At 65.9% G+C, this 24,371-nt stretch carries 18 protein-coding genes, 1 tRNA gene and 1 pseudogene; 3 read left to right on the top strand and 17 right to left on the bottom strand.

Features of this window, described 5'->3' with window-relative positions:
- Window positions 1–423: 423 nt before the first annotated feature.
- From exaC to ABIC32_RS14110, 7 genes are all read right to left on the bottom strand, one after another.
- The gene (gene exaC, locus ABIC32_RS14140; RefSeq protein WP_199059165.1) at window positions 424–1,941 is read right to left on the bottom strand and encodes an acetaldehyde dehydrogenase ExaC; all 1,518 of its coding nucleotides are present in this window, start codon (window positions 1,939–1,941) and stop codon (window positions 424–426) included.
- Window positions 1,942–2,078: 137 nt separating this feature from the next.
- Window positions 2,079–3,050, bottom strand: a complete 972-nt coding sequence (locus ABIC32_RS14135; RefSeq protein WP_354074604.1) for a helix-turn-helix domain-containing protein — start codon at window positions 3,048–3,050, stop codon at window positions 2,079–2,081.
- 89 nt (window positions 3,051–3,139) lie between these two features.
- Window positions 3,140–3,796 carry an OmpW/AlkL family protein gene (locus tag ABIC32_RS14130; RefSeq protein ID WP_354074748.1) on the bottom strand — a complete coding sequence of 219 codons (657 nt, stop codon included), beginning with the start codon at window positions 3,794–3,796 and terminating at the stop codon, window positions 3,140–3,142.
- Window positions 3,797–3,924: 128 nt separating this feature from the next.
- Window positions 3,925–5,301: an oxygen-independent coproporphyrinogen III oxidase gene (hemN, locus tag ABIC32_RS14125; protein WP_354074603.1), complete on the bottom strand. Its 1,377-nt coding sequence runs from the start codon at window positions 5,299–5,301 to the stop codon at window positions 3,925–3,927.
- The gene (gene cydX, locus ABIC32_RS14120; protein WP_017504187.1) at window positions 5,288–5,437 is read right to left on the bottom strand and encodes a cytochrome bd-I oxidase subunit CydX; all 150 of its coding nucleotides are present in this window, start codon (window positions 5,435–5,437) and stop codon (window positions 5,288–5,290) included. The genes hemN and cydX overlap by 14 nt, the downstream gene beginning before the upstream one ends.
- Window positions 5,438–5,456: 19 nt before the next feature.
- Window positions 5,457–6,605, bottom strand: coding sequence for a cytochrome d ubiquinol oxidase subunit II (gene cydB, locus ABIC32_RS14115; protein WP_354074602.1), 1,149 nt, complete (start codon window positions 6,603–6,605; stop codon window positions 5,457–5,459).
- Between the two features lie 24 nt (window positions 6,606–6,629).
- Window positions 6,630–8,210, bottom strand: a complete 1,581-nt coding sequence (locus tag ABIC32_RS14110) for a cytochrome ubiquinol oxidase subunit I (protein ID WP_354074746.1) — start codon at window positions 8,208–8,210, stop codon at window positions 6,630–6,632.
- A gap of 196 nt (window positions 8,211–8,406) precedes the next feature.
- Between ABIC32_RS14110 and cydD the strand changes: the two genes are divergently transcribed.
- Together cydD and ABIC32_RS14100 are read left to right on the top strand one after the other, a co-directional pair.
- Complete coding sequence (gene cydD / locus ABIC32_RS14105; RefSeq protein ID WP_354074601.1) at window positions 8,407–10,011, top strand: thiol reductant ABC exporter subunit CydD; 1,605 nt, start codon at window positions 8,407–8,409, stop codon at window positions 10,009–10,011.
- Window positions 10,008–11,654, top strand: a complete 1,647-nt coding sequence (locus ABIC32_RS14100; protein ID WP_354074600.1) for an amino acid ABC transporter ATP-binding/permease protein — start codon at window positions 10,008–10,010, stop codon at window positions 11,652–11,654. Before cydD ends, ABIC32_RS14100 begins: the two co-directional genes overlap by 4 nt.
- On the opposite strand, the gene ABIC32_RS14095 is transcribed toward ABIC32_RS14100, so the two are convergent.
- The 6 genes from ABIC32_RS14095 to ABIC32_RS14070 form a co-directional block, all read right to left on the bottom strand.
- Window positions 11,651–12,388, bottom strand: coding sequence for a helix-turn-helix domain-containing protein (locus ABIC32_RS14095; RefSeq protein ID WP_354074599.1), 738 nt, complete (start codon window positions 12,386–12,388; stop codon window positions 11,651–11,653). The two genes, ABIC32_RS14100 and ABIC32_RS14095, sit on opposite strands and share 4 nt — an antisense overlap.
- A gap of 218 nt (window positions 12,389–12,606) precedes the next feature.
- The gene (locus tag ABIC32_RS14090) at window positions 12,607–13,734 is read right to left on the bottom strand and encodes a zinc-binding dehydrogenase (protein ID WP_354074598.1); all 1,128 of its coding nucleotides are present in this window, start codon (window positions 13,732–13,734) and stop codon (window positions 12,607–12,609) included.
- Window positions 13,735–14,269: 535 nt separating this feature from the next.
- Window positions 14,270–14,575 (bottom strand): hypothetical protein, encoded by a 306-nt coding sequence (locus tag ABIC32_RS14085; protein WP_307510465.1) that lies wholly within the window; start codon window positions 14,573–14,575, stop codon window positions 14,270–14,272.
- Entirely contained in the window at window positions 14,572–17,118 is a 2,547-nt protein-coding gene (locus ABIC32_RS14080) for a cbb3-type cytochrome c oxidase subunit I (protein ID WP_354074597.1), read from the bottom strand. Before ABIC32_RS14080 ends, ABIC32_RS14085 begins: the two co-directional genes overlap by 4 nt.
- On the bottom strand, window positions 17,115–18,092 hold the full coding sequence (gene coxB, locus ABIC32_RS14075; RefSeq protein ID WP_354074596.1) for a cytochrome c oxidase subunit II: 978 nt from the start codon (window positions 18,090–18,092) through the stop codon (window positions 17,115–17,117). Before coxB ends, ABIC32_RS14080 begins: the two co-directional genes overlap by 4 nt.
- The gene (locus ABIC32_RS14070; RefSeq protein ID WP_354074595.1) at window positions 18,082–18,480 is read right to left on the bottom strand and encodes a c-type cytochrome; all 399 of its coding nucleotides are present in this window, start codon (window positions 18,478–18,480) and stop codon (window positions 18,082–18,084) included. The genes coxB and ABIC32_RS14070 overlap by 11 nt, the downstream gene beginning before the upstream one ends.
- A 226-nt stretch (window positions 18,481–18,706) precedes the next feature.
- Between ABIC32_RS14070 and ABIC32_RS14065 the strand changes: the two are divergent.
- A pseudogene (locus ABIC32_RS14065) lies at window positions 18,707–19,171 on the top strand (c-type cytochrome); the annotation flags it as partial.
- Between the two features lie 7 nt (window positions 19,172–19,178).
- Here the strand turns inward: ABIC32_RS14065 and ABIC32_RS14060 are convergent.
- The 4 genes from ABIC32_RS14060 to ABIC32_RS14045 all read right to left on the bottom strand — a co-directional run bounded on the left by ABIC32_RS14060 (window position 19,179) and on the right by ABIC32_RS14045 (window position 24,354).
- On the bottom strand, window positions 19,179–19,898 hold the full coding sequence (locus ABIC32_RS14060) for a cytochrome b (RefSeq protein WP_354074594.1): 720 nt from the start codon (window positions 19,896–19,898) through the stop codon (window positions 19,179–19,181).
- Window positions 19,895–20,536, bottom strand: a complete 642-nt coding sequence (locus ABIC32_RS14055) for a cytochrome c oxidase assembly protein (protein WP_354074593.1) — start codon at window positions 20,534–20,536, stop codon at window positions 19,895–19,897. The genes ABIC32_RS14060 and ABIC32_RS14055 overlap by 4 nt, the downstream gene beginning before the upstream one ends.
- A 264-nt stretch (window positions 20,537–20,800) precedes the next feature.
- Window positions 20,801–24,106: a DEAD/DEAH box helicase gene (locus ABIC32_RS14050; protein ID WP_354074592.1), complete on the bottom strand. Its 3,306-nt coding sequence runs from the start codon at window positions 24,104–24,106 to the stop codon at window positions 20,801–20,803.
- Between the two features lie 171 nt (window positions 24,107–24,277).
- Window positions 24,278–24,354 (bottom strand) — tRNA-Met (locus ABIC32_RS14045).
- Between the last annotated feature and the right edge of the window lie 17 nt (window positions 24,355–24,371).

Here is a 24,371-nt window from a genome sequence, read left to right as displayed (position 1 = left end):
GCCTCGCATTCCTCTGTCCGGATCACTCACCTTTAAGCAGCGTATTCAAATAGTACTGCCGGAGGCCTCCAACCGAGAACTGCAAATACGAGCCTGATGGCGCAAAGACCGATGATGCTGGAATACGACCTCGGCGTCGGGGGGGTCGAAAATGACCAGGATGCTACGGTAAGATTTCGCTCGGTTAACAGCCCTTGGATCGCATCTCATCACCAGACGCCCGAAAGCTTTTGGTTAGGGGAGCGCTCCCGATAGGGCACAGTAGCATGCAGTACTCGAAATAATATTTGTTGCGATCCAAGCCCTTTGCTGTAACCCTCTTTCCCCGCGCCATTCCTTCGCGATCGAAGCCTGAAACCCAGCGGGCCTCAAAATGTCTACATGCAGGATGGCCAATCCTAGATCGGCCATCCTGCGCGCAGATCAGAAGAAGCCCAGCTTGTCGGGGCTGTAGCTGACAAGCAGGTTCTTGGTCTGCTGATAGTGGTCCAGCATCATGCGGTGGTTCTCCCGCCCAATGCCCGACTTCTTGTAGCCGCCGAAGGCCGAATGGGCAGGATAGTGGTGGTAGCAGTTGGTCCAGACGCGGCCCGCCTGTATGGCGCGACCGGCGCGGTAAGCAGTGTTCATATCGCGCGACCACACCCCGGCGCCCAGGCCGTATTCGGTGTCGTTGGCGATTTTCATAGCCTCTTCGAAGGTTTTGAAGGTCGTCACCGCCAGGACCGGACCAAAGATTTCCTCTTGGAAGATCCGCATGTCGTTGGTGCCTTTGAACACGGTGGGCTTGATGTAATAGCCGCCGGCCAGATCGTCTTTGAGCGCGGCCTGATCGCCGCCGGTCAGAACCTCAGCGCCCTCCTCTTTGCCGAGCTTCAGGTAGCCGAGAATCTTGTCGAGCTGCTGGGTCGACGCCTGCGCCCCCACCATGGTCGCCGGATCCAGAGGGTCGCCTTGGACGATGGACTCCACCCGGGCGATCGCCTTTTTGATGAAGGCCTCATAGATGTCCTCATGGATCAAAGCGCGGCTGGGGCAGGTGCAGACCTCGCCCTGATTGAGCGCGAACATGGCGAACCCTTCCAGCGCCTTGTCCAGATAGGCGTCGTCGTGATCCATCACATCCTTGAAGAAGATGTTCGGCGACTTGCCGCCGAGCTCCAGCGTCACCGGGATCAGGTTCTGGGTCGCATAGCCCATGATCTTTTGGCCGACGGCGGTCGAGCCGGTGAAGGCGATCTTGGCGATGCGAGGATTGGTGGCCAACGGCTCGCCCACCTCGGCCCCCGTGCCCGACACGATGTTCAGCACGCCGGCCGGCAGCAGGTCCTGGATCAGTTCGATCACCACGAGGATAGACGCCGGAGTCTGTTCTGCCGGCTTCAGCACGATGCAGTTGCCCGCCGCCAGGGCCGGGGCGATTTTCCAGGCCGCCATCAGGATTGGGAAGTTCCAGGGGATAATCTGCCCCACCACGCCAAGCGGCTCGTGGAAGTGATAGGCGACCGTATCGTGGTCCAGTTCCGAGATTCCGCCTTCCTGGGCCCGGATGCAGCCGGCGAAATAGCGGAAATGGTCGATCGCGAGGGGGATGTCGGCGGCCGTCGTCTCGCGCACAGGCTTTCCGTTGTCCCAAGTCTCCGCCTCTGCGACGGCTTGCAGATTGGCCTCGATCCGGTCGGCGATCTTGTTCAGGAGGACGGCGCGTTCGGCGACGCTGGTTCGCCCCCAGGCGTCCTTGGCGGCGTGAGCGGCGTCCAGAGCCAGTTCGACGTCGGCCGCGTTCGATCGTGCGACCTCGCACAGGACCCGGCCATTCACCGGCGAGGTGTTCTCGAAATAGCGGCCGTTGACGGGCTGGACCCAGCGTCCGCCGATGAAGTTGTCGTAGCGCGCCTTGAATTTGGGGGTCGCGGCGCGAATGAATTCGGGCTTGGTCATGAAGGCCTCCTGCGTTGTCCTCTGGCGTCGATTGTCGACGTCGTTGGATCAGAAGGTCATCCCGCCGAGAGCGTAACGCCATACGCCGCTGCCATGCTGCGGCGCAAACCTGTCGCATAACTGCGACAGATCACTTGCTAAGGTGCGTTACAGAGGCCTAGCCGGTGCAGCTTACGGTGCAGGGTCGCGCGGCTGACCCCGAGCGCGCGCGCGGCCGCCGAGACATTGCCGCCGCTCAAGGCTAGCGCGCGACGCACCGCGCCGCGTTCGGCGTTCAGAAGATCGGCTTCTACGGGGCCTACGCCCAGCACCTCCGATGCCGCGAGCTGGTTCGCGATCCGGTCGTCGGTGATCGCGAGCGCAAGGCGTGCGGCCCGCGTCGCTCCAACCACCAGATCGTCCTGGTCAACCGCCAGCAGAGCCGCCGTGTTTCGTCCGGCCGCATCGTCGGTCAGCACGATGCGCGCGTGGGGAAAGGCCTGCCGGAAGGTTTGCGCCTCGATCGCTCTCGCAGCATCCGCCACCGCCGCCGCAATCAACCCCAATACGCCCTGCGTCGCATCGGCCCGGCACGACGAGACGTCCAACAAGCCCGCCAGCCGCCCTGTTGGACCGTAGATGGGATGGCTGGTGCAACTCAGCGCCGTGTTACGGGTGTGAAAATGCTGATCGCGATGTATGGTCAGCGGCCGACGCTCGGCCAAAGCCGTGCCGATGCCGTTTGTACCCTCAACCGCCTCAGACCAGACCGCGCCGGGCCATAAGCCCCAGCGGCGGAAGATTTCATCATCCGCCGCTGCGCCTCGCCGTTCCAGGGTCACCCCTTCAGCGTTGGTGAGAAGAACACAGCATCCGGTGTCGCCGACAGCCAGGAACAGGCGGTCAAGCGAATCCTGAGCCGCCCTTGTCATCGGCTCCATGGCGTCACGGGCTTCGCGCAACTCCTGGTCTGTCAGGGTGTTCGGTCGGCCTTCATCCTCGGGATCGAGCCCATAAAGCGACATCGACCGTCGCCATGACGCCGCCAGGGCCGAACGCGCCTCACCTCCGGCGGCGTCCAGCGCCTGTTTTATCAGCTTGCCGTGGCCGTTTCCCGTTTGCGCGACCATTGATGTTCCCTGGCGCTCTTTCGGAAAAAGAGCGCCGCATCGGTGTTTCAGTCAATGGGACAAAGGTCGGCGACCCCTAGGGGCTCCAGCTAAAACTTGCGGCTGACGCCCAACGACAAGACCCACGGATCGAGGGTCACGCTGGACTTCAGGGCGCCGTCGTTGATCTTGGCGTCGGTTTCGAACCAGACCTTCTTGACGTCAAGGTTTAGGCTCCAGGGCCCCTGAATGCCGACGTCCGCGCCCGCTTGGAGCGCGTAGCCGAAACCGTCGTCCAGATCGACGGTGAAGCCGTTCTTGTCCTTGCCGCTGTAGAACAGCATGTAATTCACGCCCGCGCCGACATAGGGGCTGACGCGGCCCTGACTCAGCGGGCGGTATTGCAGGGTGACCACCGGCGGCAGGACCCAGGTCTCATGCACGGCCACGTCCGTCGCGCCGCCTTGGGCGCGAATCTCGTGCTGGGTCGTGCCCAGGATCGCCTCGACCGCGAGGTGATCGGTCAGGAAGTAGGTGAAGCCCAGGGTCGGCATGACGCTGTCGCCCACATCCACCTTCAGGCCGGTGTCGGCGCCCGCGGCTGTGGTGATGGCGTCATCGGCTTGGGAGAAGACGTCGGTAACGCGCCCGCTCACCAGGAAGTCGCCCTTCTGCGGCGCCTCCCAGGCAACGGATGTCTGAGCGAGGGCTGGCGCGGCGCATGCGGTGAAGGCGACGGCGGCAAGCAGCAGGGTCTTGGTATTCATCTTCTGATCCCCGACGCCCTGGCCGCCTCGTGCGGCCTTCGTCAGGCGTCTGAGCAGGGTGTGCGCCCCGGTGGACGCCTCGGCCTTGATCCAGCGCAAATCGTTCAGGGGGTGGACAATCTGTCCACTCACACCACCCGCGCATGCCTTTGCTGAAGAGCCGCCGCACAGGGATCGAAGGCGGCGCAAACCGCCCTGACGAACGGACGGCCGAGGTCGGTCACCGCCACCACCGTCCCCTCGATCCGCACCAGACCATCGTCGACGAAGCGCTCCAACAGGGACCAGGCGCCGGCGACGTCCGACAGGCCTCGACCGCGACGTCGAACGATGGGCGCAAGATCAACGACGAAATCGCACATCAGCCGCTCGATAATCTCGCTCACGAACGCGTCGCCTTCGGTCAGGGCGACGCCTCGCGCGACGGGTAGGTCGCCGGCCTCGACAGCGCGGCGCCAGTCAAGTTCCTGCGCGTGGTTTTGAACGAAACCCTTGGGCGTGCGGCTGATCGACGAGGCGCCCAGGCCGATCAGCACCTCTGCGGCGTCGGTGGTGTAGCCCTGGAAGTTGCGATGCAGGCGTCCGGCCCGGTCCGCCACCGCCAACCCGTCGTGCGGCAGGGCGAAATGATCCAGCCCGATCGCCTGCCATCCCTTACCGACCAGATAGCGCGCCGCCGCCTGGCTTTGGGCGAAGCGCGCTTCGGCATCCGGCAGGTCGGCGTCGTTGATCAACCGCTGATGCGGCTTCATCCACGGGACATGGGCATAGCCGAACAGGGCGATCCGTTCGGGCCTCAGCGTCGTGACCTGGCCCAGGGTGGTGATGACGTTCTCGACGGCCTGAAGCGGCAGGCCGTACATCAGATCCAGGTTGAGGGAGGTCACGCCCTGCCCCCGCAAGGCTTCGGCCGCCCAGCGGATGGTCTCGAAACGCTCGGGCCGGTTCACCGCCGCCTGGACACGCGGCGACAGGTCCTGCACCCCCAGACTGGCGCGGCTCAGGCCGATGCGGCCCGCCGCCTCGACCCACTCCTGCGTCAGGACTTCGGGATCCAACTCGGCGGCGACCTCGAAACAGTCGCCTAGGTCGAACCGCGCGGACAGACCGGCGAACAGTCGTTCCAGATCGTCCGGCGACAGCATGTTCGGGGTGCCGCCGCCCAGATGGATCGAGCCAACACGGACCGGTCGGCCGATCCGGGCCAGAACCAGATCCGCCTCGCGCAGCAGCAGATCGACATAGCTGGAAATGACGCCCGCCCGGTTCACCGCCCGGGTGTTGCAGCCGCAGTACCAGCACAGCCGCTTGCAGAACGGCAGGTGCAGATACAGCGAGAACGGCTGATCGGAGGGCGCGCGCCCCAGCCAATCGGCCCACTCGCCGGGTCCGACGGCAGGCGTGAACTGGGCCGCCGTCGGATAGGAGGTATAGCGTGGCGCATGGGCGTCATAGCGCGCGATCAGGTCGCGAACGGACAGGCGCGCGGGGCTAGAGAGGAACATCGCCCTCTTTCGATGCGTCGGGCGTGGACAGGCCGGCGTCGCCTTCGTCAAACAGATGGAACTCGTGCCACAGGCCGTTCAGCACGCCGAAACCGACGGCCAGGCCGAGCCCCAGGATCCAGGAAAAATACCACATGGTTCTGCGCTCCCAAGGCTCAGTACAGGTCGGGATTGGTCTTGAGGGCGGCGGTCGACGTCCGGCCCCACAGCACGCGATAGACCCAGGCGGTGTAGAGCAGCACCAGAGGCAGGAAGATCGCCGTGCAGATCAGCATGATGAACAGGGTCAGATGGCTGGACGAGGCGTTCCACACCGTCAGGCTGGACTGAGGATTGACCGAGCTGGGCAGGATGAACGGGAACATCGACAGGCCGACGGTGGAGATGATGCCGACGGCCGACAGTGACGATCCGCCGAACGCCAGGGGCGCGGACCGCCGCCACATGCCGACCAAGCCGACCAGCGCGCCCAGGAAGCCCAGGGCCGGTGCGATCAGCATCCACGGATAGCGGCCGTAGTTGTCCAGCCAGGCGCCGGGCGCGGCCTGAACCGTCGTGCGCAGCGGATTGGAGAAGCCGTTGACGTCCAGCGCGCCGGTGATCCGGTAGCCCAGGCCGCCATAGGCGACATAAAGTCCGCCGACCGCAAACAGGATCAGGGCCAGAACAGCAGCGACCGTCCCGAACAGGCGCGCCCGCTCCATCACCGGGCCGGCCTCGGCCTTGACCGACAGCCAGGCCGCGCCGTGCAGGACCAGCATGGCCACCGACAACAGGCCGGCGATCAGGCTGAAGGGGGTGAACAGGCCGAGCAGCGTACCGTCGTAGAAGGACCGCAGGTCGCCATCCAGATGGAAGGGCGCGCCCAGCAGGACGTTGCCCACCGCGACGCCGAACACCAGAGCCGGAACGAAGCCGCCGATGAACAGGCACCAGTCCCAGAACGACCGCCACTTCGGCGACGTCCGCTTGGAGCGATATTTGAACGACACCGGCCGCAGGATCAGCGCGGACAGCACCAGGAACATGGCCAGGTAGAAGCCCGAGAAGCTGACAGCGTAGACGAAGGGCCAGGCGGCGAAGATCGCGCCGCCGCCCAGGATGAACCACACCTGGTTGCCTTCCCATGTGGCGCCGACGGTGTTGATCACCATGCGGCGCTCCTCATCCGTCTTGGCGACGAAGGGTAGAAGGGCGCCGACGCCCAGGTCGAAACCGTCGGTCAGGGCGAAGGCGATCAGAAGCACGCCCAGCAGCCCCCACCAGATCAGGCGAAGCGTGGCGAAGTCGAGGGGAAGATCCATTGTCGGATGTCCTAAGGTCTTGGGTCAGGCCACGGCGGGCGCGGGAACGCGCTCGGCGGGCGCTTCGGGGCTGGGTTCGCCGAACGTCTCCTGTTCGTGGAACGGCCCCTTCTTGATGGCGAAGAGCATCAGCCGCACCTCGACCACCGCCAGCGCGCCATACAGCAGGGTGAAGCCGACGATCGTGGCCCAAAGCTGCGGCACGGTCAGGGACGAGGCGCCCAGGAATGTGGGCAGCACGCCCTCCACCGCCCAGGGCTGGCGGCCGAACTCGGCCAAGATCCAACCGAACTCGATGGCGATCCATGGCAGCGGGATGGCCAGGACGGCTAACCGCAGGAACCACTTCGTATGATGCTTGCGCAGGGTGCAGAGCACGAAGGCCGTACCGAACAGGGCGATCATGAACATCCCGATGCCCGCCATGATGCGGAAGCTCCAGAACAGGGCCGGGACGTTCGGCACCGTCTCCCATGCCGTCTGCTGGATCAGCGCCGGCGTGGCCTGGCGGGGATCGGCGACGTGGCGCTTCAGCAGCAGGCCATAGCCCAGGTCGCGGCGGTGGGTCTCGAACACGCCGCGCGCGACGGGATCGGCCGGGTTCGCCTTGACCTTCTCCAGCGCATCATAGGCGATGACGCCGGATTCGATGCGGTCCTCGGCCGTGGCGACCAGTTCGAAGATGCCTTCGACGGGCTTGTCGATGGTGCGGGTCGCGATCAGCCCCATGATCCACGGCACGTGAACGCCGAAATGGGTCTCGCGGTCCTTCATCGAGGGAACGCCGATCAGCGTCAGACCGGCGGGCGCAGGCTCGGTGTGCCACATGGCCTCCAGAGCGGCGAGCTTCATCTTCTGGTTATCGGTCAGATTGTAGCCGGACTGGTCGCCCAGCACGACGGCCGACAGCGACGCCGCCAGACCGAACGCCGAGGCGACCGTCATCGACCGCTTGGCGAAGCCGACGTGCTTGCCACGCAGCAGATAGAAGGCCGAGACGCCCAGAACGAAGACCGAGGCGCAGACATAGCCGGCCGAGACGGTGTGAACGAACTTGGCCTGGGCCACCGGGTTGAACAACACGGCCATGAAGTCCGTGACCTCCATCCGCATCGTGTCGGGATTGAAGGCGGCGCCGACCGGGTTCTGCATCCAGCCGTTGGCGATCAGGATCCACAGGGCCGACAGATTAGTGCCCAGCGCGACCATGAAGGTGACGAACAAGTGGGCGTGCGGCTTCAGCTTGTCCCAGCCGAAGAACATCAGGCCGACGAAGGTCGCCTCCAGGAAGAAGGCCATCAGCCCTTCGATGGCCAGCGGCGCGCCGAAGATGTCGCCGACATAGTGGCTGTAGTAGCTCCAGTTCATGCCGAACTGAAACTCCATGGTGATGCCGGTCGCGACGCCCAGCACGAAGTTGATGCCGAAGCAGACGCCCCAGAACCGGGTGATCGTCCGCCAGATGGGCCGGCGGGTCATCACATAGATCGACTCCATGATGACCAGCATGAACGACAGCCCCAGCGTCAGGGGCACGAAGAGGAAGTGGTAAAGGGCCGTCAGCGCGAACTGCAGCCGGGACAGGTCGACGACCGCGAGGTCGATCATGGCGTTGCTCCGAGGAATCGGTCTGCTCGACCGACGTTTCGATGGCCGTAGAAGGTGGGCAGGACGCCCGCCTTGATCTCGATCAAAGCGCCGACAAACGCCGGCCCCTATTGGACGCTTGGTCCTTGGACATTTCGTCCAACGACGTTTTGCCCAATGGCGCGCGGCCTGCGCCGAGCGCTGGAGTCCGTTGATGAGCGCCGTGCCAATCGCCCCTGCCTCTGCGGCCGCCTGGCTGAAGCAGATCGGTCGTCCGTGGAGGCGGCTGACGCTGCTGACCGGCGTGCTGACCATTGCGGACGTCGCGCCTGCGATCGGCTTCGCGGCAGGCCTGGCCCTGACGATTTCCAGGCTGCCCGTATCGCCAGCCGCCGCCGCGCCGTGGCTGGCTTTAGCCGTATTCAGTCTGACCGCGCGGGGCCTGATCGGCCAGGCCGCCGTGAGCGTCGGAGCGAAGTTGGGTCGGGCGATAAAGACCGATGTCCGAGGCCGACTGCTGTCGGACCTGTTCGGGCGAGGACGGCGATCCAGCGCGCAGATGACGGCCCTGGTCGAGGGGGTCGGTGCGGTGGACGGCTACTTTTCGCGGTTTGCTCCTCTGCGCCTCGCTGCCGGGGTTTCGCCGCTGCTGATCATCGCCGCCGCCGCGATCGCCAGCCCGGTGTCGGCGGGCATCCTGCTGTTCACCCTGTTCCCGTTCATCGTCGGCATGGCCCTGGCGGGCACGGCCGCGGCAGGCGAAAGCCGTCGTCAGTTTCAGGCGCTTGAGCGGCTGTCCGGCCTGTTCATCGACCGTATCCGCACCCTGCCCGCCATTCTCGCCTTCGACGCCGTGGGCCGCACGACGGTGCAGATCGCCCAGGCCTCGGACGAGCTGGAGCGCCGGACAGCCAGGGTCATGCGCATCGCCTTCCTGTCGTCGGGCGTGCTGGAATTCTTCTCGGCTTTGTCGGTCGCGCTGATCGCCGTCTATTGCGGTTTCAACCTGTTGCGGCTGCTGCCCTTTCCGGTTCCCGAGACCCTGGACCTGTCGCGCGCCTTCTTCGTTCTGGCCCTGGCGCCCGAAGTCTATGCGCCGCTGCGCCGCCTGGCGGCCGCCTATCATGATCGCCAGGCCGCCGAGGCAGCAGCTCCGTCCCTGATCACGCCAGACCCGCGCCCCGCCCAGCGCACGCCCATCGGCGACCTGGCGCCCGCCATCCATTTCCGCGATGTCGCCATCGCTTATGAAAGCTCAGCGCCAGTCATCGACGGGTTCGACCTCGACATTGCGCCGGGCCAGATCGTGGCGGTGATGGGCGCCAGCGGCGCGGGCAAGTCCAGCCTCCTGCATCTGCTGCTCGGCCTCGCGCCCCTGACGCGCGGCGAGGTCGAGGTGGGCGGCGCGCGGCTCAGCCAGTGCGGCGATATCGCCGGGCGGGTCGCCTGGGCCAGCCAGCACCCGATCGTGACGCCTGGGACCCTGGCCGAGAACATCGCCCTGGCGGATCGCACCGCCTGCCCCGGCCGCATCGTCATGGCGGCGCGCACGGCCGGCCTGTCCGGCGATCTGGATCGCCGCATCGACGAGCGCGGCGGCGGCCTTTCGGGCGGCGAACGCCGTCGCCTGGGCCTCGCCCGCGCCATCCTGAAGCGGGCGCCGCTTCTCGTGCTCGACGAGCCGACCGCCAATCTGGATCCGGTCTCCGAACACGCCATACTGGACGTCATCCGTCAAGCCGCGCGCGGCCGCACCACCCTGATCGCCACCCACTCGCCAGCCGTCGCCGCCCTGGCCGACCGCGTGGTGACGTTATGAGAGTCCCGTCGCGCATCGCCGGCCTGATCGCCGCGCAGATTCAAGCCCAACGCGCCCGACTTCAACTCGCTGCGGCCGGCGGCGCTGTCGTCTCATTGGCGGCCGTCTGTCTATTGGGGCTGTCGGGGTGGTTCATCACGGGCGCAGCCTTTGCGGGCCTGGCGAGCGCGGCGGCCGCCCAGAGCTTCAACTACATGATGCCCAGCGCCATCATCCGCCTGCTGGCCATCGTCCGCACCGGCGGGCGCTATGTTGAGCGCTTTGCGGGCCATGAGGCTGCCCTGAAGGCGCTGGCCCGCCTGCGCCCACAGTTGTTCGACGCCCTCGCCACAGGCCCGGCCGAGCGCGCACTGAACCTGTCGTCCGGTGAGGTCTCCGCCCGATTGGTTCAGGACGTGGACGCGGTTCAGACCCTCTTCGTGCGCCGCTCGGCGCCCTGGAGCCTGGGCGCCGGCGCCGTTTCCGCCGTGTTGCTGGCCGGCCTCGCCTCCCCCTTGGCCGGCGCGGCCCTGTTCGTCGTGATGATTGTAGCCGTTCTGGGCGGCGTTCTAATTGCCCGCCGCCTCGCCGATCCCGCCGGCCGAGCGGTGCAGACCGGCGCAGGCGCGGTAAAGGATCGCCTCGCCGCATTGGAGGCCGCCGCGCCCGAGCTGAAGGCCTACGGTCTTGACGACTGGGCGTGCGCGCAGGTCGCGCAGGTCGCCGCCGATCACGACGCGGCGCAGATCGCCCTGACCCGCTCGGGCGGCTGGATGGCCGTGTGGCAGGCGGCGGCGAGCGCCCTCGCGGTCGGCGTCGTCATCCCCGCCGCATTCCCCGCCGATCTGCCTCTGATCGCACTGGCAGCTCTGGCGGCGGTCATGGGCGTCGAATCCGCCGGGGGACTGGTCGTCGCCCTCCACCAGAACGGCTCCGCCGCCCAGGCCCTGTCTCGCCTCGACGCCGCCATGCCCACGGCCTCCCCCTGTCATGGCCAGGCGCCCAGCGGCGCGGCGCTCGGTCTCGCAAACCTTGGCGCTGAGCTCGCGCCGCCCTATCGCCTCGGCGTCTTGGGGCCATCCGGCGCTGGCAAGACGACGCTGATCGAACGCCTGATCGGGCTGCGGACGCCCCAGGCCGGCGAGATGCGGCTGGTTGGAATAGACGCCGTGGACATCGCGCCGGAGGATCGGCGCCAGTTGTTCGCCTATGCGGCCCAGGACGTTCGTCTGCTGAACGGATCGGTGCGCGAGAACCTGCTGCTGGCAGGGCCCGCCCACGATGCAGCCCTGTGGGCGGCGCTGGACGACGCGGCGCTGGGCGACCGAGTTCGCGCCGAATCGCTGGGGCTGGATACCCCGGTCGGACCGAACGGCGAGCGGCTATCCGGCGGGGAGCGACGGCGCCTTGGCCTGGCGCGCGCCTATCTGCGCGATGCGCCCTGGCTGGTGCTGGACGAACCGACGGAAGGCCTGGACGCCGCGACGGAGGCCCAGGTCCTGGGCCGCCTTCAGAACCGCTTGGTCGCGCGGGGGCAAGGCCTGATCTTGGTCAGCCACCGGGCGTCGCCGATGGCGCTCTGCGACCGCTCCATTCGGGTCGAAGGGCTGGGCAGCGACGGACATCTTCGTCTGACCTGCCCTCCGGATGATTTGGCCGCCTAGGATGCGCCGTTCGCCATGTCTTTCAGGCGGTCAGGGCGCTCGATCCGCAAGTCGTGCAGAGAGACGGCATGAATGACCCCGCTGGTCTTCAACTTGGTCAGCTCGCGACTGACGGTCTCGATCGTCAGTCCGAGATAGTCCGCGATCTCGGATCGGGTCATCGGCAGTCGCACAGCGTTATCGCCGGACGGACGCAAGGGATCGCGCGAAAGCATCGTCACCAGAAAGCTGGCCAAGCGTTCACGCGCGGTCTTGCGACCGAGCAGAAGCATCTGATCCTGCGCCGCCGTCAGCTCATGCATCGCCCGGCTCAGCAAGGCCGCTTCCAGACTGGGCCGCTCTCGCGCCAAGGCGCGATACTCCGAGGCCCGGAAGCGACACACGGTCGTGTCCTCAATCGCCTCAGCAGAGAAGGCGTAGGTCGCCCCCGCCGTCAGTCCAATGAAATCCCCGGCGAACAGGAAACCGGTGATCTGGCGGCGACCATCAGGCAGCAGCTTGTAAATCCGGACCGCGCCCGATGTGATGTTGAAGACGTTCACGGCCGGTTCGGCCTCGTTCGCCATGACATCGCCCGCCGCCAGCACGACCCGCTCGGCGATGGAGTCCAATTGCCCAAGATCGGCCTCCGACAACGCGGCGCAGATGCTGAAGGCGCGCGCGCCACAGCCAGAGCAGGCTGAACTGGTGGGACGGTCGGCACAGGCCGTAAGCAGCGCGCGGACTTTCAACATGCCCACTCTCTATCACTCCCGACGAAGGAGTGGAGCAGTTTAGCTCCAAGAGAGCCACCCGGATAATGCTCCGCGATTGGTACGCGGGCTAAAAGATTGCGACAGAGCGACGAAGCGGGACAGACCTCGTTGTCGCGAGAAGTTTATAGCATTCTATTTTGACGGCGCCGACGATCTGACGAAGATGACGGTCTCCCGGCGACTTCGGTGATTGATGTTCAATCCAATCTCGGATCGATCAGGAACTTCTCGCCCGTCGCCTTGTGCTCGTAGGCGCGCAAAACCTCGGGCTCTAACGCTTCGGCGAGCCCGATCGTGCGTGTATAACGCGTCGCGAAGGTGGTGGTCAGTTCGTCGAAGACTCGCTTACGCATTCGAGAAATCGTTTCGGCGCCGGCCTTCTGCATGAAGGGTGTGAGCAGCCAACCGGATACGCTCCACTGGAAACCAAACGCCAGCCTGTCCAGCACCATCGGCGAAGTGTCGAGCGCGCCGTACACATACAGTTGTTTGAACATCGACGATCCATACCGGCTGTATTCGGTCATGCGGTTGACCGCGCCACGTTCCATCGCCCGCATGATTTCGTTGCCCAGCGATCCGCCGCCGATGGCGTCGAACGCGACTGTGGCCCCGGTTTCAGTGACGGCGTCAACGAGTTGGGTTCGAAAGTCCTCATCGTGGCTGTTCAGGACATGGCTCGCCCCCGCATCCTTCAACAATCGCACCTGATCGTCAGAACGCACGATATTGACCAGCGGCACGCCATCTTGCGCGCATACCCGCTGAAGCATCTGACCCAGACTGGACGCGGCCGCAGTATGGACGATCGCGGAATGTCCTTCGGCCCTGGCAGTCTCTACGAAGCCGAGCGCGGTCATCGGATTGACGGTCAGCGCCGCGCCTTGAGCGGCCGTCACGCCCTCGGGAAGCGGCAGGGCGTCGCGCGTTTTGATCTTTCTCAGATCGGCGTACATGCCGCCCCCGATCATGCCGACCCGACGGCCGATCCAGTCCTTGGCCTGATCGCCGGCGGCGATGACGGTCCCCGCACCTTCATTGCCGACCGGGAGCGACTGACCGATCCGGCCGGCGACGCCGCCCCGCCGCGGCGCCGGTATGTCAAGCCGAAGCCGCAGCCGGCCACCTGAACGATCTAAACGAATAGAAGCCGCGTCCGCAGGCCCTAGCAGCAAACCTAAATCGCTCGGATTGATTGGGGCTGCTTCGACCCGAACGATGATTTCGTCCGGTCCGGGCTCATTGAGGACGACGTCTTCAAGCGACAGGATCAATCCGCCCCCGTCGTCCACCATCGATCGCAATTCACGTGCTTTAAATGTCATGGCGAGCAATCCCTATCGACCTCAGGCAAGCGCGCGGACCGGCGGCCAGTTCCGCCATCGCGGTCTGAACATCGTGTTCTACGCTTCGATCTAACAGCCCATTACGTCATTCCTGCGTGCCGCCCAAACCCTTGAACCAGTCTTTATAAGACGTATTTCGAACCATGCGCCGATTGAGATCGGGCGAGCCATAGGCCCACCAAACCGGCCCCCTCTCACCCAGTCCGACCTTGGCTTCGTGCACGCTCCGCCGAGCGACAGCCAAGGCATTGCTGTCCTCTGACGCCAAGGCTGAGCGCACCGCCCGACGCGCTGACATCAGGTCACTCACCAGCTGATCGCGCCTTTCAGCCGTCAGGTTGGGATTTGAGCACCGCCAAAGCCGACCCCGCACCACAAAATATCGGCCATCGGGCGTCATGGGATAAATAGAAGCGCCAGTCATTGTCGTAAAAACACCTGCGGCACAGAATGGAGCCGCTATTGGCTACTTGACGGCGGACAAGTCGGTCGTGGAGGTCACGGCCACAAACCTTCAGGCGCCCACGATCAACACCAAGGTTTGAAAGATGACGCCGATCCCGGAGAGCAGACCTGCGGCGATTGCTACGCGCAAGCCGAAGGCTTGAGTTGGCTCAGGCTTCGTACGCAGGGCGATCAGGCTTTTCCAACACAAGGCCGCAATGGCCAGCAGGCAAACCAGGCTGAAGCCATAGCCGGCGACGTTCCAGGCGCCAGCATCCCCACGCGCCACGTCGGCGGCGCTGGATAGCAGATACAGGCCCATGAAATGCGCGGCCCAGATCAGGAGGCCGCCCAGCATCAGCAGCCAGAACCTCATGCGCCGACGCCTGGGAACAGGCGGATCAGAAGGGTCGTCGCCGCGCCCTGAACCGCTGTGAAGGCTACGAACAGGGCGACCACTTCGAACGTCGCCGGATGGCGGGACGACACCAGGCCGCAAAGCCAGCGCAGCAGGACGAACGGCCCCATCAACAATGAAATGCCGACGAATGTCCCCTGCCAGGCCAACAGCGCGTAGACGGTCGCGCCCTGGCTGGAGGCGTTGGGGCGAAGGCCCGAGCTCCACCAGGCCGAGGCCTCGGCCGCAAAGGCGCCGCCCGCCGCCAGGGTAGCGACCAGCATCAGAATGGCGGCGATGCCGGCGCTGCGCGGCCGGTCCAGCTTCAGCGCGCCTTGCGAGGCCCAGGCGCCGAGTCCGGCGGCCGCCAGCAGACCCAGGGTCAAAGGCAGCGAGCCGATCTCAGGCGGCGCCTGCCACAGGTCCGGCCGCCGGCTCCACAGGAAAACGTAGGAGAAGCAGGCCATGATCGCGACCATGCCCGACACGATCAGGGTGATGACCATCGCCCACCAGCCGTGACTGCTGGGGCCGGACACATAGGTCGGCAGTCGCACACCGCCGCCGACGTCCACCGTCGCGGGACCGCCGGGCCGATCCAGTCCCCAGCACCATTTGAGGATGCAGTAGACAGCCAGCACGCCGCTGACCAAGGAGGCGACATAGGCCTGGATCGTCAGGATCAAAAAGAATCCGGCGGTGAAGATCGCGCCCCAGACATACCAGCTGGACGGCCGGGGCATCCGCTGGAGATATTGAGGCTCGGCGTTGATCGGACTTGTGATCATGGTTTCTCGCTCGCCGCGCGGGGCGCCGGGCAGGAAGTAGCGGCCGGCCTCGACATCGCGCGCCAGGTTCGGCTGGTCCCACACCGGATACAGGCTCTTGATCACCGGGACGGACCGCAGCGAGTAGCGGCCGGCGGGCAGCCACTCCAGCCCTGGCCCGCCAAAGATATTGCCCGCGTCCTTCTCGCCGAAGGGCCGGAAGTTGCGGATCATGTCGATCATCCACAGCACCACCGCCAGGCCGAACATGAAGGAGCCGACGGTCGAGATCATATTGGGCAGGTCCCAGCCCCGATCCGGCAGATAGGTATAGACCCGGCGCGGCATGCCCATCAGCCCGGTCAGGTGCATGGGCATGAAGGTGACGTTGTGACCGACGAACATCAGCCAGAAGATCCACTTGCCCCACCGCTCGCTGAGCGGCCGGCTGCTGGACATCGGCGTCCAGTAGTAGATGGCGGCGAACAGCGGGAAGACCATCCCGCCGATCAGGACGTAATGCAGGTGGGCAACGATGAAATAGCTGTCGTGGGCCTGCCAGTCGAACGGCACCATGGCGACCATCACCCCGGTCACCCCGCCCATGACGAAGATCACCAGCCCCCCGACGGCAAACAGGCCGGGCGTGTTGAACCGCATCTTGCCCGCCGCCAGGGTGGCGATCCAGGCGAAGACCTGCACCCCCGCCGGCACGCTGACGGCCATAGAGGCGGCGCTGAAATAGTTGATCGAGATCTGCGGCATGCCCGTGGTGAACATGTGGTGCGCCCAGACGCCGAAGCTGATGAAGCCGGTCGCCAGCATGGCCAGGACCACCAGCCGGTATCCGACCAGCTTGGTCTGGGCCACCGCCGGGATCAGGGTCGACATCGCCCCCGCCGCCGGCAGGAAGATGATGTAGACCTCGGGGTGGCCGAAGAACCAAAACAGATGCTGCCACAGCATGGGGTCGCCGCCCTTGGCCGCATCGAAGAAGGGCCAGCCCAGGGCGCGTTCCAGCTCCAGCAGCAGGGTCGACAAAATGATCGACGGGAAGGCGATGATGATCATACAGGCGAAGATCAGCATGGCCCAGGCGAAGATCGGCAGCTTGTCCAGCGTCATGCCCGGCGCCCGCGTCTTCAGCACCCCGACGATGATCTCGATGGCGCCGGCGATGGCCGAAATCTCGATGAAGCCGATGCCCAAGAGCCAGAAGTCGGCGTTGATGCCCGGCGAGTAAGTCGTCGACGTCAGCGGCGGATACATGAACCAGCCGCCATTCGGCGCCAGACCGAAGAACAGCGAGGCGAAGAAGCACAGCCCCCCGACCAGATAGGCCCAGAAGGCGTAGGCGCTCAGCCTCGGGAACGGCAGGTCGCGCGCCCCCAGCATCTGCGGCAGCAACAGCACGCCCAGCGCCTCGACCGCGGGCACCGCGAACAGGAACATCATCACCGTGCCGTGCATGGTGAAGATCTGGTTGTAGGTTTCCTGCGCCAGGAAGCCCGTCATCGGCAGGGCCAACTGTGTGCGCATCAACAGCGCCAGGACGCCTGCCAGCACGAAGAACAGCATGGCCGCGCCGACGTAGTAGACGCCAATGTAGTTGTTGTTGATCGCCGTGATCCACTCCCACGGCCGCCGCGGGCCGCACCAGACCTCGTCGAGCTGCTCCAGCTCGCCCTCGGGCCGGGCTTCGGTGGTGGGGAAGCGTTTGTAGAGTTCGGGATCGAACCCGGTTTCCGAACTCATTTCAGGCTTTCCAGATAGGCGGCGACGGCGCGCACGTCCTGGCCCGACAGGACGGCATAGGACGGCATCCGATTGCCGGGCTTCAGGCTCTGGCTGTCCGAAATCCAGCCGGCCATCGTCCCCTGATTGTTCGGCAGGATGCCGGCGCCCAGCGTCTGGCGCGAGCCGACGTGGGTCAGGTCCGGTCCCGCCAGACCGTTCGCCTCGGTCCCGCGAATGGTGTGACACGCGGCGCAGCCCGAGGCGGCGAAGACGTTGCGCCCCTGGTCGATCAAGGCGAGCGGCCCCTGGGCCGAGGGCACGACGACCGCCGGCCGCGACTGACGCGCCAACCAGGCGACATAGTCGTCCGGCGCATGGGCCACGACCACCAGCCCCATCAGGGCGTGAGGACCGCCGCAGTATTCGGCGCATTGGCCGCCGTAGGTCCCAGGCGCATCGGCTTGCAGGCGCATGAAGTTGCGGCGGCCGGGGATCATGTCGGTCTTTCCGCCCAGGCGCGGCACCCAGAAGCTGTGGATCACGTCCGCGCTTTCCAGCTCGAACACGACTGGCTGGCCGGCCGGGATGTGGACCTCGTTGGCGTCCTGCACGATCTCGCGCCCCTGACCATCCAGATAGGCGACGCGCCACCACCACATTTCGCCAGTGACGCGCACCCGCATTTCGCCCGGCTTGGGCGCATCGGCCACCCGCGCCGTGGTGGTCAGCCCATAGACCAGCAGCCCGGTCAGAACGACCACCGGGAAGACCAGTCCCGCAATCCAGATTAGTCGCTCGCCGCCGACCCGCCGCTTCCACTTGCGCGGCCCGAACAGGGCGATGCCCAGCGCCGCGGCCACCACAACCATGACCACCGCCGCCATAATGAACAGCACCCAGGCGACGGTCTGGATCGGTCCGGCGAACGGCCCGGCCGGATCCAGCACGGGCGGCGGCCAGCCGGCGATTCCGGGAGGGGCGTCAGTCTTCATCGAGCGTGTACAGATAGGCCGCGACGTCGCGGGCTTGGTCTTGCGTCAGGGGCATGGGCGGCATGGCGGTTCCGGGGTCCATCGACGGCGCGTCGATCAGCCAGCGGATCAGGACATCAGGCTGGTTCGGCAAGCGTCCGGCGATCAGGGGGCGCGCGCCGAACCCCTCTAGGTTCGAGCCGGACCGGCCCTCGGGCCAGGCGACGCCGGGTATCCGGTGACAGGCGGCACAACCGACCTCCTTGATCACCGCCAATCCGGCGGCCGCATCGGCCTGAACCACCGGCCGAGGCAGGTCGGACTTGTCCACGCAGGCGCACAGGGCGAGCGCCAGCGCACAGGCCGCCGCCCGTCGTCCCATCGCCTCGCCCGTCGTCCGAAAACCCATCCGCCCCCCAAAGCTTCGCCAGAGCAATCCCCTTGTCGGAAGGAGGTTCCCGGCTGCGACATGGAGCCTCGACGCATCGCCCCAAGGAACCTTCGCCATAAGCAGGTGTTGGACCGCCGTGCGCGCCTCCCTTTCCGTCCTTGTTCTGCTGACCGGCCTCGCCGCCTGCGACTCCACGCCGGGCCAGACGGATCGCACCTTCACGGCGAATGGTCAGGTTATCGCCATGAGCGGCGGAGCCGGCGGGGCGGCCAACGCCTGCTTCACCTGTCACGGCCTGGACGGCGGCGGGGATGGGGTCGCCGCCCCGCGCCTGGCGGGCCTGGACGCCGGCTATCTGCAAAAGCAGTTGGAAGACTATGCATCGGGCCTGCGTCCCGACGACGCCATGACCCGCATCGCCAAGGCCTTGGACCAGCAGGGCCGACGCGAAGTCGCCGCCTACTACGCCGCCCTGCCCGCGCCGCCGACGCAAATGCCCGCGTCGATGGCGCCTGCGCCCACAATCTATCTAAACGGCGCCCCTTCGCGCGGCATCGTCGCCTGCGCCTCATGTCACGGCGACCGCGGGCAAGGCTCGGGCCAAGGCGGCAATCCGCAGATCGCCGGTCAGCCCGCCGCCTACACGCTGGAACAGATCGACCGCTGGAAAGCGGGCAAACGCCGCAACGACCCGCGTGGCGTGATGGCCGCTGCCGTCAAATCGCTTTCGGACCCAGAAGCCCTCGCCGTAGCGTCCTGGCTGTCGACGCAACCCGCTTCTCCAGCGCGCGCCAGCGCCGCTGCCACCGGGTCCGCTTCGGTCGAAGCAGCGGCACGACCGGCAGCATCGCGTGAAACACGTCGTCCCTATCGATCAGATGGTGCTTGAGCGCCGCGCCGGCGTGGATCGGGATCATCAGCAGCAGCGTGATGACCAGTCCCCAGTGCATCCATTCCGCCGCCGCCTCGATCGCCCATAGCTGGGTGTTCGACAGATCCTGCAGCGGCAGCAGCGGCCATTTAATGAAGCCCAACGTCTCCAGCTGACGCGTCCGATCCGTCGCCGAAATCATGGCCCAGCCCGACAGCGGCAGGCCGAACAGGCAGATGTAGAAGACATAGTGGGTCACATGGGCGGCCATGCTTTCCCAACCCGGCTTGTCCGCATCATTGATCAGGTCGGGCGCCAGCAAACGCCACGACAGCCGGCCGATCACCAGGATCAGCATCAGCACGCCGATTGCGAAATGCAGGTCATAGGCGGCCATCATGGCGCCGCCCACCGGCTGGCGCCCCATCCACCAGCCCCAGCCGAGCTGGAAGATCACCAGCCCCGCCATCACCCAATGGAAGCCGATGCCGACGGGCGAGTAGCGGCCCTCGTCATGGTGACCCGCCGCCCATTCCAGCAGCTGCCTGAACAATCTTTCGATCATGCCGGATGCGCCTCGGCGTCAGGGCCGATCATCCGCCCCAGCCGCCACAGGGCGGCGAACAGATACAGCGCCGCCGCCGGCGCCCACATGATCAGCCCGGCCGCCTGCTGATCCTCCAGCGGCGTCAGGCCCCAGGCCAGGGTCGAATAAGCATGGGGCGCATAGACCGCCTGCCCCGCAAAGGTCAGCACCGCCCCAAGCAGGCCCATCGCCAGCATGGCCGCCAACAGGGCGATGACCGCCGCCGGCGCAGACGCCGACCGCGCCGCGCACCAGAACCAGACGGCGCTCGCCAGCAGACTGATCTGCATCACCCAATAGATCGCATCGTTCGACAGGGCGGCGCCATAGGCGTCAGGCGCATGCCAGGCCCAGAACACCACCGCCTGCACCGCCGTCGCCAGGATCAGCGACCCATATCGTCTCATGGGCAGAGCCGCCGCCAGCAAGGGCGCGGCGATGCCGACCAACAGCACATGATGCACCGTCCGCGCCGAGAACAGCGCCGAGCTAAGGGCGCACAGCGGAGACACAAATCCAACGGCTAAAACAGCGACAGCCGCCAGTCCGTAGCCGCGCCGCCGCCCTTCCAGCCGCCAAAGGACCAGGCCAGCGGCTGCGAAGAGGATCGCCAGCAAGATCGGATCAAGATTCCAGCGCCACTCGCCAAAAGCTGGCGCAGGACCGCAATACGGCATCCAACTCAAACCTGCACCCTCGCCCCTTGCCGGATCTCCTGATCCCCGTGAAAGGGAAAAGCAAAGCCAGCTGTGACGGTTCCGCGCGGATCATTTCTACGACGAATTGCCGCGATGGCTCAGGTGGTCGATCAGCGCCAACACGGAACTTGCTGCCACCAAACAGCTCCCGCGCATCGAAACCGGCTAAAACCCACCCTGGCCTCAGGCCGCCGCCAATTCGGTCAGAAGCTTTTCAATGAAGGCCGTGTCATGTGGTTGGTCGTTGGCGGCGTCGACGATCATGCGATCCTCGGACCAGCGTCGATCATCGCGCAACGGAAAGGACGCTTCCATGCCGCGCCGACGCGCCGCCGCGATCCGCAACGCCGTCGCCTTCGGTCCCGACACGATTTCCGTGACGCCGGCATCACGGGCGAGCGCCGCCAGGCGACGGCCGGTGAACAGATCCTCTGCGGGGTCTGGCAAAGAGCCGAACCGATCTTCGGCTTCGTCTCGCAAGGCATCGACATCTTCCGCCGTCGTGGCGCGCGCCAACCGGGCATAAAGATTGATGCGCACGGTTTCGTCGGGGATGTAGGCCGCCGGCAGATGCCCTGTCGCGCCGACGTTCAGACTGGGAGAAGCTTGGTCTGGATCGGGATCGCCTTTGGCAGCCGCGAGCGCCCGAGCCAGGACGGCCTGGTAAAGGGCCGAGCCGATCAGCCTGACATGTCCGGCCTGTTCCTCGCCCACCAGATCGCCGCCGCCGCGCAGGTCCAGATCGCGCCCGCTGATCGCGAAGCCCGCCCCCAGTCGGTCCAGAGCCTCCAGCGTCTGCAAGCGCGCTTCCGTCGCCGCCGCCATCGGCGTTTCGGGATCGGAAAGCAGATAGGTGAAGCCCTGGCGGCGCCCCCGGCCGACACGCCCGCGCAGCTGATGCAACTGCGCTAGGCCGAAGCGGTCCGGCCGCCAGATCAGCATCGTATTGGCGCGCGGCACATCCAGGCCGGTCTCGATGATGTTCGTGGCCAGGAGCACGTCCCCCTCGCCGTCGGAGAACCGGCTCATAACCTCGTCGATCACGGACGGGGACATGTCACCGTGCGCCGAAACAACCGACAGCTCGGGCGTCAGGGTGTTCAAGCGTTCTGCCAAGGGTTCCATATCCTCGATCCGCGGCACGACCACGAAACTCTGCCCGCCCCGCGCCTTCTCGCGCATCAGCGACAGGCGAACGGCCCCCGCGTCGAACGGGGTCATGAAGGTTCGGATGGGGCGGCGTCGGGCGGGCGGACTGGCGATCAGGCTGACGTCCTGAATGCCGACCATGGCGCTCTGCAAGGTTCTTGGAATCGGCGTGGCCGACATCGACAACAGATGCGGCGCCTTCTCTGCCAAGGCAGATTTCATCTGCGCGCCGAAGCGGTGTTCCTCATCGATGATGACAAGCCCAAGACTGGAAAACGCTAACCCTTTCGACGCCAGCGCCTGCGTACCCACCACGACGCGCATGGAGCCGTCCGCCAGCCCTGCCTTGACCGCCCGCGCCTCTGCGCTGTCTGCGGCGCGCGACAGGTGGCCGATTTGAATGTCCGTGTCCTTGAACCGTCTCTTGAACACCTCGAAATGCTGGCGCGCCAGGACGGTGGTCGGGGCGACGACGATGACCTGTTTGCCGGCAAGGGCCACGGCCGCCGCAGCGCGCAGGGCGACCTCGGTCTTGCCGAAACCGACATCACCGCAGACGAGCCGGTTCATGGGCTTACCGGATCCCAGGTCCGACAGGACCGCCTCGATGGCGCGCGCCTGATCGGCCGTTTCGGGGAAGGCGAACCCGGCGGCGAACCGGGCCAGCGCCTGACGCGGCGCGGAGATGGGCTCGGTCCTTAGCGCCGCGCGCGCCTCGGCCTGGGCGGACAAGGCGGCCGCGGCCTCGTCGATCTGCGCGCTGACCTTGGCGCGACGCTTCAGCCATCCTTGGGTGTTCAGCCGATCCAACGACACCGCGTCCGGCTCCGAGCCATAGCGCCAGATTTTGCCGAACTCCTCGATCGGCGCGAGAATGGTCCCACCGCCGTGATACTCGATGCGCAGCATGTCGCGCTCCACGCCATCGGCAGCGACCCGCTCCAAAGCCTTCAGGACGCCTAGACCGTGGTCTTCATGGATGACCACGTCGTCCAACCGCAGTTCGGTCTCTCCGAACGCATCGTTCGTGCCGCCGGATCCTCGCGCGATCCGGCCGCCGAATATGTCCGAAGGCGTAAGGACGACAAGACCGGCCGCCGACTGCCGGAAGCCTGTGTCCAGATCGGCGGTCACGACGGCGATCTGCCCGGACTGCAGTGGTGCGATCGCGCTCCAGCTCTCCAGCACCACGGGCGCATCGATACCGTGGCGGCGCAGCAGGCGCAGAATGATCCTGTGCTCATGAGGCAATCCCGTCAGGACGATGCGATCGCCCGCCTCGCGCCGCTTAGCAACGAACTGTTTCAGGGCCCGCCCCGGCGACTTCTCCAGCGCGAAGGCCGGCGTCGGCGCCCAACCCTCGACGCTCAGGGGTTTGGCGCCTTTCAACGCCTGCCGAACGTCCTTTTCCGTCAAATAGAGGCTGCCGGGTTTCGGAGGACGCGCGCCCTCGCTGAACCGCAGGCGCGTGTCATAGGCTTCGGCCACATGCGCGCGAATGCGTTCGAACCGATCCTCGACGCCCATGTCAGTCAGGATCATCGGCTTGACGAGGAAATCAAACAGGGTCGTGGAGGTCTCAGCATCGATCGACGGGCCCGTTTCCTGATGATCGGCCTCGTCATCCTCGGGCGACCGGTTGCTCCACTCAGCCGCCGGGGTCAGACAGATCGTCTGGATCTCGGCGCCCCGGCGCTGCGACACGGGATCGAAGGCGTGGGTCTCGATGATCCGGTCCGCCTCATCCACGGCGATGCGATAAGGCGTTGCAGACGCGGGCGGGAAGACGTCGACCACCGCGCCAAGCAGAGCGTACTCGCCAGGTTCGTCGACCCGCTCATCCGCCGCATAGCCCATATCCCTGAGAAACGACTCCAGGACTTCGCGATCCAGCGCCTCGCCCACCGCGAGCGACAAGCGGGCTTTGATCCGTTCGCGCGACGGCGTCCGCTGCACGATCGCATCTGGCGAGGCGACCAGGAACACGGGCCATGCGCTGGCTTCGTTCAGTGCGGCTAAGACGGCCATCCGCCGCCCCATACTTTCTCGCGAAGGCGCGGCGCGGTCGTAGGGCAGGCAGTCCCAAGGCGGCAAGACCAGCACCTCGGCGTCCTTAACCATCGGCGAGAGCGCCGCCGCAATCTCATCGGCGCGACGTTCGCTGGTGGCGATGAACACCACGACCTGCGAGCGCTTTGTCTTCATCTCGGCAAGTCCGGCCGCCACAGCCGCCGCCGGCATTTTCCAACGCTTGCCGTCGTCCTGCTCGGGCGCTGGCCCTCCAACGAGGACCTGTTGGCCCGTGGCGGAAAGATCGGTGTCGGCGGAAGACGATTTCATCCTGGCTCAACCCCGTTGTCAGCCAGGAGTTGCGCCCGCTTTCGTACCCAGGAGCGTTTGTCCCACCCGCGCCGCAGTAGTTTTTTCGGATAGCGAGGTCTGCGGCTCGGCGACTGTTCGCTTGACAGCAGAAAGCCCCACGGCTTTTGGCGGTGGGGCTTTAAGGTGTTTTGGGTGCGGGAGTAGGATTTGAACCTACGACCTTCAGGTTATGAGCCTGACGAGCTACCGGGCTGCTCCATCCCGCGGCAAACGGTAGTGTATC

It is taken from the genome of Brevundimonas sp. 1080, from assembly GCF_040545985.1.
Taxonomy (GTDB): domain Bacteria; phylum Pseudomonadota; class Alphaproteobacteria; order Caulobacterales; family Caulobacteraceae; genus Brevundimonas.
Note: the sequence above shows the minus strand (reverse complement) of the source record. Positions and strands in the feature narration are given on the sequence as shown.

What these genes read in the sequence shown, in the direction of transcription:
- ABIC32_RS14090 (WP_354074598.1), bottom strand. Translation starts at nt 13,734, where the DNA reads ATGACATTTAAAGCACGTGAATTGCGATCGATGGTGGACGACGGGGGC.
- hemN (WP_354074603.1), bottom strand. Translation starts at nt 5,301, where the DNA reads ATGTTCCTCTCTAGCCCCGCGCGCCTGTCCGTTCGCGACCTGATCGCG.
- ABIC32_RS14050 (WP_354074592.1), bottom strand. Translation starts at nt 24,106, where the DNA reads ATGAAATCGTCTTCCGCCGACACCGATCTTTCCGCCACGGGCCAACAG.
- ABIC32_RS14070 (WP_354074595.1), bottom strand. Translation starts at nt 18,480, where the DNA reads ATGGGTTTTCGGACGACGGGCGAGGCGATGGGACGACGGGCGGCGGCC.
- exaC (WP_199059165.1), bottom strand. Translation starts at nt 1,941, where the DNA reads ATGACCAAGCCCGAATTCATTCGCGCCGCGACCCCCAAATTCAAGGCG.
- ABIC32_RS14100 (WP_354074600.1), top strand. Translation starts at nt 10,008, where the DNA reads ATGAGAGTCCCGTCGCGCATCGCCGGCCTGATCGCCGCGCAGATTCAA.
- ABIC32_RS14130 (WP_354074748.1), bottom strand. Translation starts at nt 3,796, where the DNA reads ATGAATACCAAGACCCTGCTGCTTGCCGCCGTCGCCTTCACCGCATGC.
- ABIC32_RS14060 (WP_354074594.1), bottom strand. Translation starts at nt 19,898, where the DNA reads ATGATCGAAAGATTGTTCAGGCAGCTGCTGGAATGGGCGGCGGGTCAC.
- cydD (WP_354074601.1), top strand. Translation starts at nt 8,407, where the DNA reads ATGAGCGCCGTGCCAATCGCCCCTGCCTCTGCGGCCGCCTGGCTGAAG.
- cydX (WP_017504187.1), bottom strand. Translation starts at nt 5,437, where the DNA reads ATGTGGTATTTTTCCTGGATCCTGGGGCTCGGCCTGGCCGTCGGTTTC.
- coxB (WP_354074596.1), bottom strand. Translation starts at nt 18,092, where the DNA reads ATGAAGACTGACGCCCCTCCCGGAATCGCCGGCTGGCCGCCGCCCGTG.
- cydB (WP_354074602.1), bottom strand. Translation starts at nt 6,605, where the DNA reads ATGGATCTTCCCCTCGACTTCGCCACGCTTCGCCTGATCTGGTGGGGG.
- ABIC32_RS14135 (WP_354074604.1), bottom strand. Translation starts at nt 3,050, where the DNA reads ATGGTCGCGCAAACGGGAAACGGCCACGGCAAGCTGATAAAACAGGCG.
- ABIC32_RS14095 (WP_354074599.1), bottom strand. Translation starts at nt 12,388, where the DNA reads ATGTTGAAAGTCCGCGCGCTGCTTACGGCCTGTGCCGACCGTCCCACC.
- ABIC32_RS14080 (WP_354074597.1), bottom strand. Translation starts at nt 17,118, where the DNA reads ATGAGTTCGGAAACCGGGTTCGATCCCGAACTCTACAAACGCTTCCCC.
- ABIC32_RS14085 (WP_307510465.1), bottom strand. Translation starts at nt 14,575, where the DNA reads ATGAGGTTCTGGCTGCTGATGCTGGGCGGCCTCCTGATCTGGGCCGCG.